Source organism: Mycolicibacterium setense (assembly GCF_000805385.1).
GTDB lineage: Bacteria > Actinomycetota > Actinomycetes > Mycobacteriales > Mycobacteriaceae > Mycobacterium > Mycobacterium setense.
Genome location: NZ_JTJW01000006.1, coordinates 1,053,498 through 1,068,534, shown reverse-complemented (window position 1 = coordinate 1,068,534; position 15,037 = coordinate 1,053,498). Strand labels below are relative to the sequence as shown.

Sequence of the window (15,037 nt, the reverse complement as noted above, 5' to 3'; positions counted from 1 at the left end):
CTGGATTCGACTAAGGTCCGTTGATGTGTGGATCACCGTGCTTGGCCTTGCCATCGCGGTGAACTTCGAGCCGATGCGGCTCGGCCTGATCACCCTGGCGCTCGGGCGGCCACGACCCGCGCTGCAACTGACGGCCTTCCTGTCCGGCAGTTTTCTCATGAGCGTCACGGCCGGCCTGATCGTGTTGTTCGTGGTGCGCCCCGGAATGCTGGGGGCCCCGCAGTTCAGCACTGCGAAGGTTCAGATCGCGTTCGGTGTGTTCGCGGTGCTCGTCGCCGCTGTGCTGGCGAGCAAGGTGCGGCTCGGCCAGTTCTCCCGCGCCCGCGAGGCCGCGGTGACCGCGGACGGCGAGGCGCCACCGCCGGGCCAGACTCGAACGGTCACGTTCGTCACCTCCAGGGTCAAGAGCCTGGTGGGTGGCAGCTCGCCTTGGTTCTCGGGAGCGATGGGTTTGGCAATCGCCTTGCCGTCCATCGATTATCTGGCGCTGTTGGTCCTGATCGCCACGTCCGGAGCCACCGCGTCGCTCCAGTTCGGCCTGCTCATCACGTTCGTCGCGGTCGCCAACGCCGTCGTAGCCATTCCGATCGCCAGCTTCCTGGTGGCCCCCACCGCGACCCGCGCCCGGTTGGAGGCCATGCGCGCGTGGGTACACACCCGCACCCGGCGGGATGTGGCGCTCATCCTGGCGGTCGCCGGTGCGGCGCTCGTCGCTCTGGGTGCGACCGGGCTGTGAACGTTCGAAACACACTATGATCGAGAGACATTCCAATCGAGGGAGTACTCGGTGAATTTCCCGCACAGGCTGCTGAGAGCGGCCGGGGTCGCCACGGTCGGCGCTGCCATGTACGCACTCGCCTGCGGCGTCGCAATCGCGGATCCCGTTGATCCGCAGGCTATCGAAAACCCCGCGGACAACAACACCGCGAACAATGCCCCGAACGATGCGCCGCTGCTGCAGTGCCCGACCTGTACACCGGAGTTGCAGCAGTTGCTGTCGCAGGTCGGCCCGATTCCGGAGCCGGGTCCGTGGCCATCCGACTTGCCGGCGCCGGTCCAGGTGAGCGTGCCGGTGTCCGTCGGTCCGCCGGGGCTTCCCCTGCCGGCCCTGCCCGGTGTCGGTTTGCCGGGGCCGCAACTGCCGTCGCCGCAGGACCTACCGCCGCCTCCGCCGCCGCCCGGGTTGCCGCCACCCCCGCCGCCTCCGCCACCGCCAGGGCTGCCACCCCCACCGTGGCCGTTCGGTTAGCCGGTCGGCACGACTATCTCGTGGAACCGCCGCCGGGTGCCAGGCCGAGCGGGATCAGCATGAATCCGAGTGCCACGAGGGGGAACAGGCGCACGGCCCGTTTCGGTGGCGCCGCGTCGATCTCGGGCCGCCCGTTGGCGTACAGGACGTAGACCACCACCACGTCGAACGCCACGACCAGAAGCCACCGCGTCCAGTCGACACCGGTGATGAACAAGGGCACCAGTAACAACGCACCAACGGCAGGCAGGCCGTACCGGCCCTTCAGCTCGCCGACGAAGCTCCGCAGCGATACCCCGGAGAAGTAACTGACCGCCCGCAGCGTCGCTGCGATCCCCACGACGCCCAACACGAACGATCCGATCAGGGCGGGCAATCCGACGGCGGCGACCTCCCTGATCCCGTCGGAGACGGTGTGATCGAGGGTGGACAGATACCAGCCGCAAACCCAGTCGTGGTAGTCCGCATCGCTGCGCACAGTGCCGGTGAGGTAGCCGATCAGATCGGGAAAGGACTTGATCGACGCGAACGGCGTCTCGATCATGCGGTGCGGGACGGTGCCGCACACCTTGCCGCTGACATCGTGGTTGGCGAAGGCGGCCACGATCAGCGCGACGGTCAGGCCCGGGACGATCGCCAGGGCGGCGCAGAGTCGCTGCGCCGGTACGGTCAGCCCCCCGCCGAGCACCAGGATCGCCAGGATCGCACCCAAGCCGAACTCCAGCGCCATGCCCTCGTGTATCAGGGCGAGCACGGCGATACCCACACCGAACAGCCCGCAACACAACACCTTTGACCGTGTCTCGGAGACTGTCGTGAGCGCCAGGCACAGGGCTATCAGGGCGACCGCCCCGAACAGATCCGGACGGGCCGAGTACACGGCATACGGAATTCCGAACGGCAGCACGGCCAGTAGCAATGTCACCATGATGCGGCGTTCAGACCGGCAATTCCTGAGCAGCCGGTATGCCAGCGCGCCGAGGCCGAGCACGTACACCGCGGTCGAGACCCACCGCAGCAGGTAGGCATTGGTGAAAAAACCGGCGTCAGAGACATTTCCGACGATTTCACCGGCCAGACCGCGCCGGGTGAAGCCGAAGCGGTAGTCGACGACGTAATACGAGATCAAGTAGTGGTCGATCGGAACGACCGTCGCCGCAACGTAGACGATGGCCAGCGTCCAGGCGGTGATCAGCACCGCGACGCCGGTGTAGACGGATGCCCTCCCACGGCCCGGGCCCGACAGCGAGGGCAGTGGGCGTCGAACCCCGGGCTCAGATACCGACCCGACCACTAGCTGACAGGTACCTTCGCGTCGACGCGGCTGAAGCTGCCCTCCCGATACTTCTGCACACACGCCGAGCGCCGGGTCTTGCCGCTGGTGGTGATAGGAATCGAGCCCGGGGAAACGAGCACCACATCGGCGACGGCCACGCCGTGCGCCGTTGACACCACCGAGGCGACTTCACCTTTCACCGTCCGGTGATGCTCGGCGACGGCATCGGCATCGTCGCCCTTGTTCTTGACCTCTGCGACCACCACCAACGCTTCCGTCGCGTCGTCGGGGACGGCGACAGCAGCAACCCGACCGCGCGTGATCGCCTGCACCGACGCCTCGATGTCATCGGGGTAGAGGTTGCGTCCGCGGATGATCAACAGATCCTTCATGCGGCCGATGATGAACAGCTCGCCCTCGGAGAGGAAACCCAGATCCCCTGTGCGCAACCAGTTGTCGGCCGGCAGATCGGCGGGCGCATCGACGATGCTGCCGCCGAAGGTCTGCTCGGTCTCGTCCGGCTTGTTCCAGTATCCGGCGGAGACGTTCTCGCCGTGCACCCAGATCTCGCCGATGGTGCCCGCCGGGCACTCGGTGCGCAGCTCGGGTTCCACGATCCGCACCAACGGTGAATCCGGTGTGCCGTAACTGATCAATGCCGTGCCGCTGCCGCAGCGCTCGGCGTGGCCGGCCGCCAGTTTCTCCGGCTCGAACTGCGCGACCAACGGAGGCTGGCCCGGTGTTCTCGTCGCCACGTACAGCGTCGCCTCGGCGAGACCGTAGGAGGGGCGGATCACCGCTGGGCGAAGGTTGAAGCGCGCGAAGCGATCCGCGAAGCGGCGCACCGTCACGTCGTGCACACGTTCGGCACCGCTCATGATGCTGAGGACTTTGCCGAAATCGCAGCCGGCCAGGTCCTCGTCGGTGGTGCGGGCCGCTGCCAGGTCGAAGGCGAAATTGGGAGCCGCGGTCAGCGCGTGCGGGTGGCTGCCCACCTGCTGCAGCCACCGAGCGGGCCGCGCCAGGAACGACAGCGGGCTCATCACGACGGTCCGCCAGCCACCGAGGATCGGTGCGCACACCCCCAGCAGCAGTCCCATGTCGTGATAGAAGGGCAACCACGACACCACGGTGCTGTCGGCGGGCGGTACGCGGTCGTAGTCCGAGTAGAAGCCGCCCATCATCTGTTCGAAGTTGGCCGTCAGATTGCGGTTCGACACCATGACGCCCGCAGGGGTGCGCGTGGAACCGGACGTGTACTGGAGATAGGCAGTGTCAGGCAGCTTCTCACGTTTGAGGCGCCCGCCGCTGCGCGCATCGAGGTCGAGGGCGTCCACTTCGAACACGGTCGGTGCGACGCCGTCCGAGCCAGCCTGAGCGTAGGGCGCGACATCGCCGGCCACCGCAGACGTCGTGAGAAGCACCGTCGGTGCCGCATCGCGTAGCACCGCGCTCACCCGCTCGTCGTGCGCACCGGCCATCGGGGTAGACAGCGGGACCGCGATCAGGCCCGCCTCCATCGCCCCGAGGAACGCCACGATGTACTCCAGGCTCTGCGGAGCCAGGATCAAGGCGCGGTCCCCCACCGAGGCGTGCTCGCGCAGCACGACGGCCAGGTTCTTCACCCGGCGGTACATCTGCGCCCAGCTCAGCGTCTCCTCGACGCCGTCCCAGCTGTGGTCGTAGTCGATGTAGGTAAACGCAGGTTCGTTCGGCTGCACACTTGCGCGCTCCCGCAGCACGGCAGTCAGAGAAGATGCGATCACGTGAAATACCTTTCGTGCTCGACGGAATGCACTCGCAGACCTGTCGATGTGGTGATATCCAGACCGCAACGGCGTGTCGCGGATATTGGTTCTGTTGCCATCAGACGACCGTCCCGGTGAGGTCGAACTCGCCCAAAACCTCTGTGGCAAGGGCGCGGAGCCAGGCCTTCGTATTCTCGGCACCGGGCTGGTAGCCGACTATGGAGATCGAGACCTTTGCGCCGAGCCTTCCGGACACCAGGACCAGATGTCCTCCGGCGCGGACGATGTCGCGTTCGATGACATTCTGGTCGATCCCGCGCATCACCACGTACTCGGCGTCGGTGCCGTCGACCCTGCTGAATGCCGGATCCAGCTCCCCCATGTTCGAGCAGGACACCGGCAGGCCTGCCGCGCCGACGAAGGCGTCCGACAACCGGGTCATCGCGCGTTTCGGGACGAACGGAATCAGCGGCATGAACAGCGCGGCCTCGTCCGGTGTGTCCCGCCGCTCCGCGATCGCGGCTCTGATCGATGCCCGGGCAGGTGAGAGATCGGAGGTCACCGTGGTGGGATCTACACCGACGTTGCCGATGGTCATGGCGTTGGCACGGGTGTCGTCCAGGCCGCGGTCGCTCAACGCGAGCAGCAGGTTGACCGAGCCGTCCTCACCGCCCTGCCGTTCCATCCGCGCACCGAGTCGTGCTGCGAATCCGGCGAGCATCGAATAGGTGTTTCCGCCAAGCGATTTCGCGCGAGCATCCCACTGCTCGACATCGATGAACAGCGATATCGCCGGCACGGTCACCACGCGTTCGCCACCGCCTTGACCGGTGGTCTCGGCCGCGGCCGGAGCAGCCAGCTCGTCGCGGCGCCGGATGATCAACCTCGCAGCGGCCCCAACGGTGCGGAAGACTTCCGGCAGGTCACGAGCGGTCGCCACAAGATCCGTGCGGGCGGCGCGCAGCCAGGCCCGAACCGTCTTCGAACGGGCCGGCGGATAGCCGAAATTCAGCGGTTCGCCCTTGGCCGCACATATCACCGAGACGATGCCCGCGACACCATCGGCCATGCAGTGCGACGCCACCAGGCTCACCGCCGTCGAACCGTCCGTCATCGGAAGTACGGCGAGTCGCCAGCCCGGTCCCCGTTCGGGGTCGATCGGCCGAGCGGCCTGCTCGTCGGTCCAATCGCTGAGATCGGCCCGGGGTCTCGGCTCGGCTTCGACGTCCATGGCCAGATCTGTGCCGGGTACAGAGATCCATCGGTGCCTGCCGAAGGGCAGCGGTGACCGCTCGACCAGTCGGCCGGCGAACGTCCCGCCCAGATGATGGTGAAACCGCCGCAGGGCATCGAGATCCACGGGGTGTTCGTAGATCCACAGACATTGCATGAGTTGCGCACGGTTGCCCGCCCGCATCGCGTCGAACATCGCCTGGTCCAGATAGGCCAGCCGATTATCTTGTGCCGTAATGGTGTTCGCGTCGCGCATCGGTCAGCCCTCGGCCTGCCGAATACCGGTCAAGCCGAACTCGCCCAACACGTGTACGACATGGTCACGCAAGCTCTGCTTGGTGTTCACCGCGCCGGGCTCGTAACCCACCACCGTGATGGAGATCTGACCGCCGATGCGGCCCGATGCCACAGTCAGCAGCCCACGCCGCTGTTCCAGCAATTTCCGTGGGATCCTTCCGTTGACACCCCGCAGCATCAGGTACGCGCAGTCGTTGCCGTCGGCGCGGCCCAGAGCCGGGTCCAGATCGCCGAGATTCGTGCAGGAGACCGGTAGATCGGCGAAGCCGAACAGCACGTCGGCGCCTCGTCTCACGGCGATCTTCGGCACGAACGGAATCAGCGGGAGCAGTTCGAGCGACTCGTCGGGTTCATCCCGGCGCTTCTTGAAGCCTGCCCGGATCGCTGCCCTCGCGTCGGACAGATCTGTCGTCACCGGTGCGGGATTCACCGCGATGCTGTCCAAGGAGACCGCGTTGGCACGCGTGTCGTTCTCCGCCCGATCGGCGATGGGAATCAGCAGGCTGACCGCACCGTCGTCGAGCCGCTGTCGCCCCAGCCGCGCGCCGAGCCTTGCCGCGAAACCGGCAAGCAGTGAATGCGAATTGCCTTGCAGTTCCTCTGCGCGGCGATCCCATTCGTCGAGGTCGACGAACACCGATATGGCCGGAACCAGCACTTCGACGTCGGGATCACCGGCGTACGCGACCGGTGGTGGCGGCGCCGACCGGCTGATGTCGTTGCGACGGCGGTACGCCAGCCGCACTGTCTTCGCCACCGTCCGGGCTACCTCGGGCAGGCTCCGAAGGGTTTCGCGGGCATCGGTTTTCAGCGCACGCGCCGTGCTTCGAGATCGCGGCTCCGGGTACCCGAGCTCCCGCCGGACGCCCTTCATGGCATCGGTGATCGTGAGGACCGCACCCATGCCGTCGGTGAGGCAGTGCGATATCTCGAGACTGATGGCGGTGGATCCGTCGGTCATCGGCAGCACCCCGAGCCGCCAGCCGGGGCCGGTCTCCGGGTCGATCGGCAGACCTGCCCGCTCGTCGGCCCAGTCCGTGAGTTCGGTTCGCGGACGCGCGGACTGTTCGATGTCCAACGGTGCCGCCGGACCCGTAGCGGCGACCCAGCGATGCCGGCCGAACGGTAGCGGCGAGGTTTCGATGCGCCGGCCGAAGAGCCCGAAGCCGAGGTTCTCGTGCAGCTTTCGCACCGCATCGAGGTCTACCGGGCGCTCGTACACCCACACCAGCTGAGCCATCGATTCTTCGCCCGTCGCGCGCAGCGCCAGGAACATGGCCTGGTCGGTGTAGGACAGGCGGTTGTCCTGGTGCACCGCGGATTCAACTCCCACGGAGCCGACGGTCGCGTCCGGTGACCCGTTTAGCACTGCCACTGATCGAACCTCCTGCCCCACCGATCAACTCACCGTCGAGCTCAGTGCCGCGAGCCTGGGCAGCGGGCTGCTCGACACGGTGCCCACACGTCCGGCCACGACATCGAGATACTCGGCCTTCATCGCCTCGACGTACCGCAACGCCGACTCACGGGCGACCGCGTTGTTCGGGTAGGCGACCGTAACGGTGGTTCCTCTACCCAGCCGGTTCACCCACATCCCGACCTGGTGTGCATCACCCGCATCGGCGAAGACGCGACCGTTGAGCTGATTCCACTCCGCGATGATCGCGGGCGACAGCGGCGGCAGCCCCGCATCCAGGTACGACAGCATGGGCACGCCAGAGGTCGGCTTGCGTACGCCGGCCTGGGCGCCGAGCTCCAGAACCCGCTCGAACGGCACATTCGCGAGATCGATGCGCGAGTCGAACGATTCCTGCGCGGCCCGCGCGATGGCGCCGAACGACGATCCCGCCACCGGCACACTGATCGGCACCAGCCCGGTGAACCATCCGGTGGTCATGTACTCGGCCGGCGTTCTGCGGGTGGTCGTGGGTGTGATCACGTGGTACATCCCCGCACCGGTGATCTTGTGATCAGCCATTGCGGCACAGGCGAAGACCCCACCGCTGAACCGGGTGCCCTCCGCGGCGCACACGGCTTCGAAACGCTCGGTCTGATCGTCGTCGAGCAGTTGCACCGTCAGCAGCGCGCCGCCACAGGCCTCCGCGTTGTCGCCGAGAGGCAGCGGGAACTTCGGCAGCGTGCCGGAATTGTCCTCGGCGAACTCGATCCACGCCCGTACCTCGGGCGAATCCACCGTGAGCGCTGTCGTGTACTCGTGCTGACGGATGCAGTAATCGTGATAGCTGCCGGCCTCCGGCAGCTGCAACGGTGCGCCACCGCCGACCAAAGCCGCGTACATCATGTGGATCTCGACGAACAGGGCCCCCATGAACATCGCGTCCGCGTGGACGTGATCGACGCTCAAGTAGAACGTGAAGTGGTCCGCTCGCTGGATGATCCCGAAGCGAAAGCAGTCCCACTGCAGCGGATCCGGCGTGGCGAGCAGGTGTGCCCGCCATTCCTCGGCAGCCATTTCGTCGAGCTTCTTCGGGGTGAACCTGATATCGCGGGCGTTGGTCAACGTGCGGCGGACGAATCCGCCCGCACCGTCGTCTTCGAAGCGGCTGTGGAACGTGTCATGCCGCCGCAGGTAGGCGTTGATGACGTGCGTCATGGCGCGAATGTCGCACTGTCCGGCGATGTTCCACGACGGAATGTTCAACCGCGCCATGTTGCGGCCCTTCGCGGCGTGCTCGCGGTAGGCGTGCAGATGCTGCGACTGCTGATAGCTGACCGGCACCGTGCTGATCGGGGCCTCGGCGATCTTGGCCAGCGTCGCAGCCGAGGGCTCCCACGAGACGACCGTGCCCGGCGCATCGACCCAGTCGTGGATTGCTTCGAAGGCGACCATGTGTCTCCTAGCCCTACTTCCGGATCATCAGGATGGTGTCGAAGCAGTTGCTTCGGTGGCCAACGTTTCGGTCAGGCTCTCGGCAAGGGCCCGAATGGTGGTGATACCCATCGGGCTGATGCGAATGCCGGTCTCGTTTTCGATCCGGGTACGCAGCTCGAGATTGCCGAGGGAATCCAGCCCGTACTCCGACAACGGGCGGTCGGGATCGACCGAACGCCGCAGAATCAGGCTGATCGCGTCCGAGATGAGCCTGCGCAGCCGCGCCGACCATTCTTCGGTTGGTATCGACCGCAATTCGGCGAGGAACTGGCTGCCCCCCGCACGCCCCTTGTCGAGGTTCCGGAACGCTTCGGCGAACGGCCGGGTCTGTGCGAACGATGCCAGCCATGGCGCACCCGCGACCGGCGCGTACCCGGTGTGAGTGCGGTCGTGCCGGAGCAGCGAGTCGAACGCGTAGGCGCCGTCGTCGGGCTGGATCGCCATGGCCGCATCCTGCGCCAGATTCTGGCCCTGCCCGATCTCGGACCAGGCTCCCCATGCGATCGCCGTCGCGGGCAGCCCCTGGGCTTTGCGCCAGTGGGCGAAGGCATCCAGCCAGCTGTTGGCCGACGCGTACGCCCCCTGCCCCGGTGAGCCGACCAGGGCCGCCGCCGAGGAGAACGAGCAGAACCAGTCCAGCGGTTGACCCGTCGTCGATTCGTGAAGGTTCCACGCACCCCGGACCTTCGGTGCCCAGTCACGCTCGATGAGTTCGTCGGTGATCGAGTTCAATGTCGCGTCCTCGACCACCGCGGCCGCGTGCAGGACGCCGCGCAGCGGAAGGCCGGTGGCCGTCGCCGCCGCCACCAGTCGCCTGGCAGTCGCCGGGTCGGCGATGTCACCGCACTCCACTTCGACCTCGACACCGTGCGATCGCATGCGTCGCAGCGCCGACTGCGCCGCGGGCCCGGGTGCCGATCGCCCGTTGAGAACGATGCGCCCGCAACCTGCTTCGGTCATCTTCTCGGCGAGGAACAGCCCGAGACCGCTCAGACCGCCGGTGACGATGTAGGAACCGTCGGCGCGGAAGGTCTTGACTTCCGACGGGGGAACCACGGCGGGGTCCTGACCGATGCGCGGCACATCCAGCACCAGTTTTCCGGTGTGCTCGGCGGCACCCATCACGCGGATCGCAGTGGCACCGTCGGTCAGCGGATAGTGGGTGGTCTCGGGTGCAGGCAGGACACCGTCAGCGATGTGCTGGTAGATCGTGGTCAACAGGTCACGCACGGTGTTGGGATCGGTGAGCGTCAACAACGCCAGATCCACTGCGTAGAACGCCAGATTGCGCCGGAACGGGAACAATCCGAGCCGGGTGTCTCCGTAGATGTCACGCTTGCCGATCTCGACGAAACGCCCTCCGAACGAGAGCAGTTCCAACCCGGCCCGCTGCGCGGCGCCCGGTAGTGAGTTGAGTACGACGTCGACGCCGTAGCCGTCCGTATCCTTCCGGATCTCGTCCGCGAAATCGATGCTGCGAGAGTCGTACACATGGGTTATCCCCATGCCGCGCAAAAGCTCTCGCCGATGCGGACTTCCGGCGGTGGCATAGATCTCGGCCCCTGCCGCACGGGCGATCGCAATCGCGGCCTGGCCCACCCCACCGGTGGCGGAGTGAATCAGCACCTTGTCGCGCGAGGAGATTCTCGCCAGGTTGTGCAGGCTGTACCACGCGGTGGCGTGCGCGCTGGGCACCGCGGCCGCCTGACCGGGCGTCAACGACGACGGCAGGGCGACCGCGAGGTTGGCGTCGCAGGTGATGTAGGTCGCCCAGGCGCCGTTGGTGGAGATGCCGGCGACCAGGTCGCCCACCTCGTGCTCGGTCACACCAGGTCCGACCGCCACGACCTCACCGGCGTAATCGGCACCCAACTGGGGCATGCGTCCCTCGAAACTGGGGTACCGCCCCAGTGCCACAAGCACATCGGCGAAGTTGAGGTTCGATGCGCGCACCGCGACCTCGATCTGCCCGGGACCCGGCTCCACCCGATCCACGGCGGCGAGTTCCAGCGACTGCAGGTCTCCGGGGGTACGGATCTGCAGTCGGACCCCGTCGCGCTGGTGGTCCACCACGGTGGACCGGAAGTCCTCCGACCCCAACGGGCTGAGATTGAGCCGAGCCGCGTAGAAAACCCCGTCACGCCAAGCCGTCTCGTCCTCTTCGGATTCCGACAGCAACTGGGCGGCCAGCTGCTCGGAATCCGGGCGGCCGTCGAGATCGATCATCGTCGGATGCAGATGCGGGTGCTCGACGCCGATCACCCGGATCAAGCCGCGCAAGCCGGCCTGGGCGAGGTTGGCCTCGTCACCGTCGACCACGGACTGTGCGTTCCGAGTCAGCAGGTACAGCCGGGGCGCACCAGACGCTTCGGGCAACAGGCGGGCGATGTGCACCAGCCGACGAACCTCGTCGGCGCCCTGGGACACCGCCGCGGAGCCTGATCCGGCGCCCTGCTCGCTGCCTGCGAATACCACCACGGCCCCGACGTTTTCGTTCTCGAGGTGCGCCTCGAGCGCGGTTTGGGCCGTGGCATCGCCGACGCCGCTCGGCCAGACCATCTGAGTGGCGGTGACACCGTGCGCTGTCAGCGCCGCCACCAGGCCGGCCGACAGCGGGTTGCTCGCTTCGCTCGAGTCGATCACCAACACCGACCGGTTGCCGAAGTCGCCGGCCTTCGGCGGGCTCGGCTGAATCCAGTCCACGGTCAGCAGGCGGTTGTTGAGCGTGTGATCGCGCTGCGAGGCTCCCGCGTGCGAACCCAGGCGCAGTCCGTCGATCGTGACGAGAACGGCTCCGTGCTCGTCGAGAATTTCCAGATCCGCTTCGACCGACGCCTCGCCGACCTTCCTCACCTGCGCAAGGCAGTAGTGCGCCTGGCGGGTGGCGGCGTGCACGCGAATCCGGCGCACTCCCAGCGGCAGCAGCAACGCCCCGGTCGAATCGTCACCGATCGCGGGATGCACGGCGACCGCCTGGAAGCAGGCATCGAGAAGCGCCGGATGGACCGAATATGCGGACTGCTGCGAACGAAGCGCCGGCGGCAGGGCGACTTCGGCGAGGACGGAACCTCCGGTTCCGGTTCCCGCCGAGACCAGCCCGGCGAATGCCGGACCGTACTGGATGCCGTGTGCGGCAAACGATTCCCGCAGTTCGGCGCCGTCGGCGCGGTCGGCGTGGGCGGCCAGCAACACGGCGATGTCCCGACTCTGTGGAAGGGAACCATCGCCGGCCTGCAGTCGGGCCGATGCGCGGCGGACCCGTTCACCGTCGCGGGTTGTCTCGATCCCGAATTCGGCAACACCATCGGCGAGGACGGCCGCGACCGTCGACACCACCGTCTGCTCGTCGAGCAAGAGCAGGTCGTGGAACGCGAGGTCGGTGACCTCGGCGCCGTCACCGAGAACACCCGCGGCGGCGGTCAACGCCATCTCGCAATAGGCCGCGCCCGGCAGGGCCGCCACATCGTGTACCCGGTGATCGTCGAGCCATGGCTGCGCCGCGGTGCCGACATCCGCCTGCCAGACATGACGTTCCTGGTCCTCGGGCAGCAGGATGTGCGCGCCGAGCAGCGGGTGGACCGCGACGCTGTGACCACCGTGGCCCAGCTGGTCCTGGCCCGCCCGGGCGAGCATCAGGGTGCGGTGGGTCCAGGCGGGCAACGGCGCCTCGACCAGGCGTCCATCGGGATACAGGGCCGAGAAGTCCACGGCCGCACCGGAATCATGAAGGGCGCCGACGAAACCGCGCAGTCCCGACGGCATCTCCTGTTCGCGCCGCATGGCGGGCAGAACCGCCGTCGACATGTCCAGGCTGCGGGCCGTCTGTTCCACGGCAACGGTGAGCAGCGGGTGCGGCGACAGTTCGCCGAACACGCGGTAGCCGTCTTCGAGCGCGGCCTGCACCGCCGCGGCGAACCGCACGGTGTATCGCAGGTTGTCGGCCCAGTAATCCGCGTCCCAGGTGGGTTCCTCGCGCGGGTCGTACAGGGTGGACGAGTAGTACGGAACCGTGGGCTCCATGGGGATCAAATCGGCCAACTCGTCGGCCAGCTCATCGAGGATCGGATCCACCTGGGGCGAATGCGAGGCGACCTCGACCGCCACCTCACGGGCCAGCAGGCCCCGCTTCTCCCAACCGGCCACGAGGTTTCGGATCGACTCGGTGGCCCCGCCGACCACCGTCGACTGCGGGGAGGCAACCACCGACAGCACGACATCGCCGACGCCCTGCGCCGCGAGTTCAGAAAGCACCTGCGCCGCGGGCAGTTCCACCGAAGCCATCGCGCCGGATCCCGCGATGCGCGCCATCAACCGTGAGCGGCGGCAGATCAGCTTCACGCCGTCCTCGACCGAGAGCGCACCCGCGACGACGGCGGCCGCGGCCTCCCCCATCGAATGGCCGATCACCGCGCCCGGGCTCACTCCGTACGCCTTCATCGTGGCGGCCAGCGCGACCTGCATCGCGAAGACCGTCGGCTGTACCCGGTCCATCCCGGTCACGACCTCGGCAGCCGACATCGCCTCCGTCACCGAGAACCCGGACTCCCGGGCGATGAGCGGCTCAAGTTCGGCCACGGTCGCTGCGAAGACGGGTTCGGCCGCCAGCGGAGAGGCGCCCATCCCGGCCCATTGCGATCCATGTCCGGAGAAAACCCAGACCGGTCCGCGTCCACCGGCCGCGACCGCGGGCTGGAAGGGGGCGTCGCCGTCGGCCACCTCACGAAATGCCTTGACGAGTTCTTCCGAACTGCCTGCCAGTACCGAGGTCCGGACGTCGCGGTGCCCGCGTCGGCGAGCCAGCGTGTAGCCGAGATCGGTGAGGTCGCCTGCGTTCGCCGGATCGGCGACCCAGTCGGCCAACCGGCCCGCGGTCTGTCTGAGCGCCTCGGGCGAGCTCGAGGAGATGGTGAACAACTTGGGGCCGTCCGCAGGCGCACGTTTCTCGGCCCCGCCGTCGACGACGGTGTCGGCGGGCTGCTGCGCCGGTGCCTGTTCGAGGACGGCGTGGACGTTGGTTCCGGAAAGGCCGTACGACGACACAGCCGCTCGTCTCGGGTGTCCGGCCGGCGCAGGCCACGGCACATTCGCCTGGGGCACGAACAGGTTTGTGCCGATCTCGGCCATCTGGTCGGGCAGACGATTGAAATGCAGGCTCTGCGGAACGACCGCCTCCTGCACGGCCAGCACAGCCTTGATCAGGCTGACAGCGCCCGAGGCCGACTGGGTGTGGCCGAAATTGGTTTTCGCCGAACCGAGCGCGCACGGCCCGGCCGTACCGTAGACGTGGGCCAGCCCGGCGTACTCGATCGGGTCGCCGACCGGGGTACCGGTTCCGTGCGCTTCGACCATCCCGATCGTGGCCGGATCGGTGGCTGCGGCCGCCAGCGCCGCCTGGTAAACGGCCACCTGCGCGTCCCGTGACGGGGTGGCGATGTTGACGGTGCGCCCGTCTTGGTTGGCCGCGGTACCGCGGATGACCGCGAGAACCCGGTCACCGTCCCGCTCGGCGTCCGGCAGTCGCTTCAGCAGGACCATGCCGACCGCTTCGCCCGAGACGAAGCCGTCCGCATCCACGTCGAATGCGTGGCAGCGACCGGTCGGCGACAACATTCCCTGCGCAGAACCGGATGCCATCTTGCGTGGCTCAAGGAGCACGTTGACTCCGCCGGCCAGCGCAAGGTCACTTTCGCCGTCGTGGAGGCTGCGGCATGCGCTGTGGACCGCGAGCAGTCCTGACGAGCAGGCGGAATCCACGGTGTACGCGGGTCCCGTGGCGCCGAGCGCGTAGGCGATACGTCCGGACGCCATGCTGAAGTTGCTTCCGGTGAAGCCGTACGGCCCGTCGAGTGCCTGGGCGTCCGCGGCCACCAATTGGTAGTCGGCGCCGGTCATGCCGACGAAGACGCCGGTCAGCGATCCCGCGAGAGTGGCCGGGTCGATACCCCCATGTTCAAGGGCCTCCCAGGAAGTCTCAAGCAGCAGACGCTGCTGGGGATCCAGCGCGATGGCCTCGCGCTCCCCGATGCCGAAGAAGTCCGCGTCGAATCCGCCGATGTCGTCGAGAAATCCACCCCACTTGGACACCGACCGGCCGGCAACCCCGGCTTCGGGGTCATAGAACTCTTCGGCGTCCCAGCGATCGAGCGGCACCTCGGTGACCAGGTCGTCTCCACGCAACAACGCGTCCCACAACTTGGCCGGTGAGTCGATTCCGTTAGGCAGCCGGCAAGCCATGCCGATCACGGCAATCGGGGTCACTGGAGTCTCGGCCAAGTCGGCTCAACCTCTCTCGGTGCGATCGATGAGCAAAGCTCCGATCAACGTACTTAGGACTCGGAAAA

At 67.3% G+C, this 15,037-nt stretch carries 8 protein-coding genes; 2 read left to right on the top strand and 6 right to left on the bottom strand.

Annotated features, from left to right (window positions below):
• The first annotated feature begins 25 nt into the window (after positions 1-25).
• Together QQ25_RS15830 and QQ25_RS15825 are read left to right on the top strand one after the other, a co-directional pair.
• The gene (locus tag QQ25_RS15830) at positions 26-736 is read left to right on the top strand and encodes a GAP family protein (protein ID WP_039379516.1); all 711 of its coding nucleotides are present in this window, start codon (positions 26-28) and stop codon (positions 734-736) included.
• A gap of 51 nt (positions 737-787) precedes the next feature.
• Positions 788-1,249, top strand: a complete 462-nt coding sequence (locus tag QQ25_RS15825; RefSeq protein ID WP_039379514.1) for a hypothetical protein — start codon at positions 788-790, stop codon at positions 1,247-1,249.
• Positions 1,250-1,262: 13 nt separating this feature from the next.
• Here the strand turns inward: QQ25_RS15825 and QQ25_RS15820 are convergent, their stop codons facing one another.
• From QQ25_RS15820 to pks2, 6 genes are all read right to left on the bottom strand, one after another.
• Positions 1,263-2,447, bottom strand: coding sequence for an Rv1490 family membrane protein (locus QQ25_RS15820; RefSeq protein ID WP_052235838.1), 1,185 nt, complete (start codon positions 2,445-2,447; stop codon positions 1,263-1,265).
• A 95-nt stretch (positions 2,448-2,542) separates the two neighbouring features.
• Positions 2,543-4,291: an AMP-binding protein gene (locus tag QQ25_RS15815; protein ID WP_039319867.1), complete on the bottom strand. Its 1,749-nt coding sequence runs from the start codon at positions 4,289-4,291 to the stop codon at positions 2,543-2,545.
• Positions 4,292-4,391: 100 nt separating this feature from the next.
• Positions 4,392-5,762, bottom strand: a complete 1,371-nt coding sequence (locus tag QQ25_RS15810) for a wax ester/triacylglycerol synthase domain-containing protein (RefSeq protein WP_039319864.1) — start codon at positions 5,760-5,762, stop codon at positions 4,392-4,394.
• Between the two features lie 3 nt (positions 5,763-5,765).
• Complete coding sequence (locus QQ25_RS15805; RefSeq protein ID WP_101906278.1) at positions 5,766-7,136, bottom strand: condensation domain-containing protein; 1,371 nt, start codon at positions 7,134-7,136, stop codon at positions 5,766-5,768.
• Positions 7,137-7,202: 66 nt separating this feature from the next.
• Complete coding sequence (locus QQ25_RS15800) at positions 7,203-8,654, bottom strand: condensation domain-containing protein (protein ID WP_039379512.1); 1,452 nt, start codon at positions 8,652-8,654, stop codon at positions 7,203-7,205.
• Between the two features lie 27 nt (positions 8,655-8,681).
• Complete coding sequence (gene pks2, locus QQ25_RS15795; RefSeq protein WP_039379510.1) at positions 8,682-14,969, bottom strand: sulfolipid-1 biosynthesis phthioceranic/hydroxyphthioceranic acid synthase; 6,288 nt, start codon at positions 14,967-14,969, stop codon at positions 8,682-8,684.
• Positions 14,970-15,037: the final 68 nt, after the last annotated feature.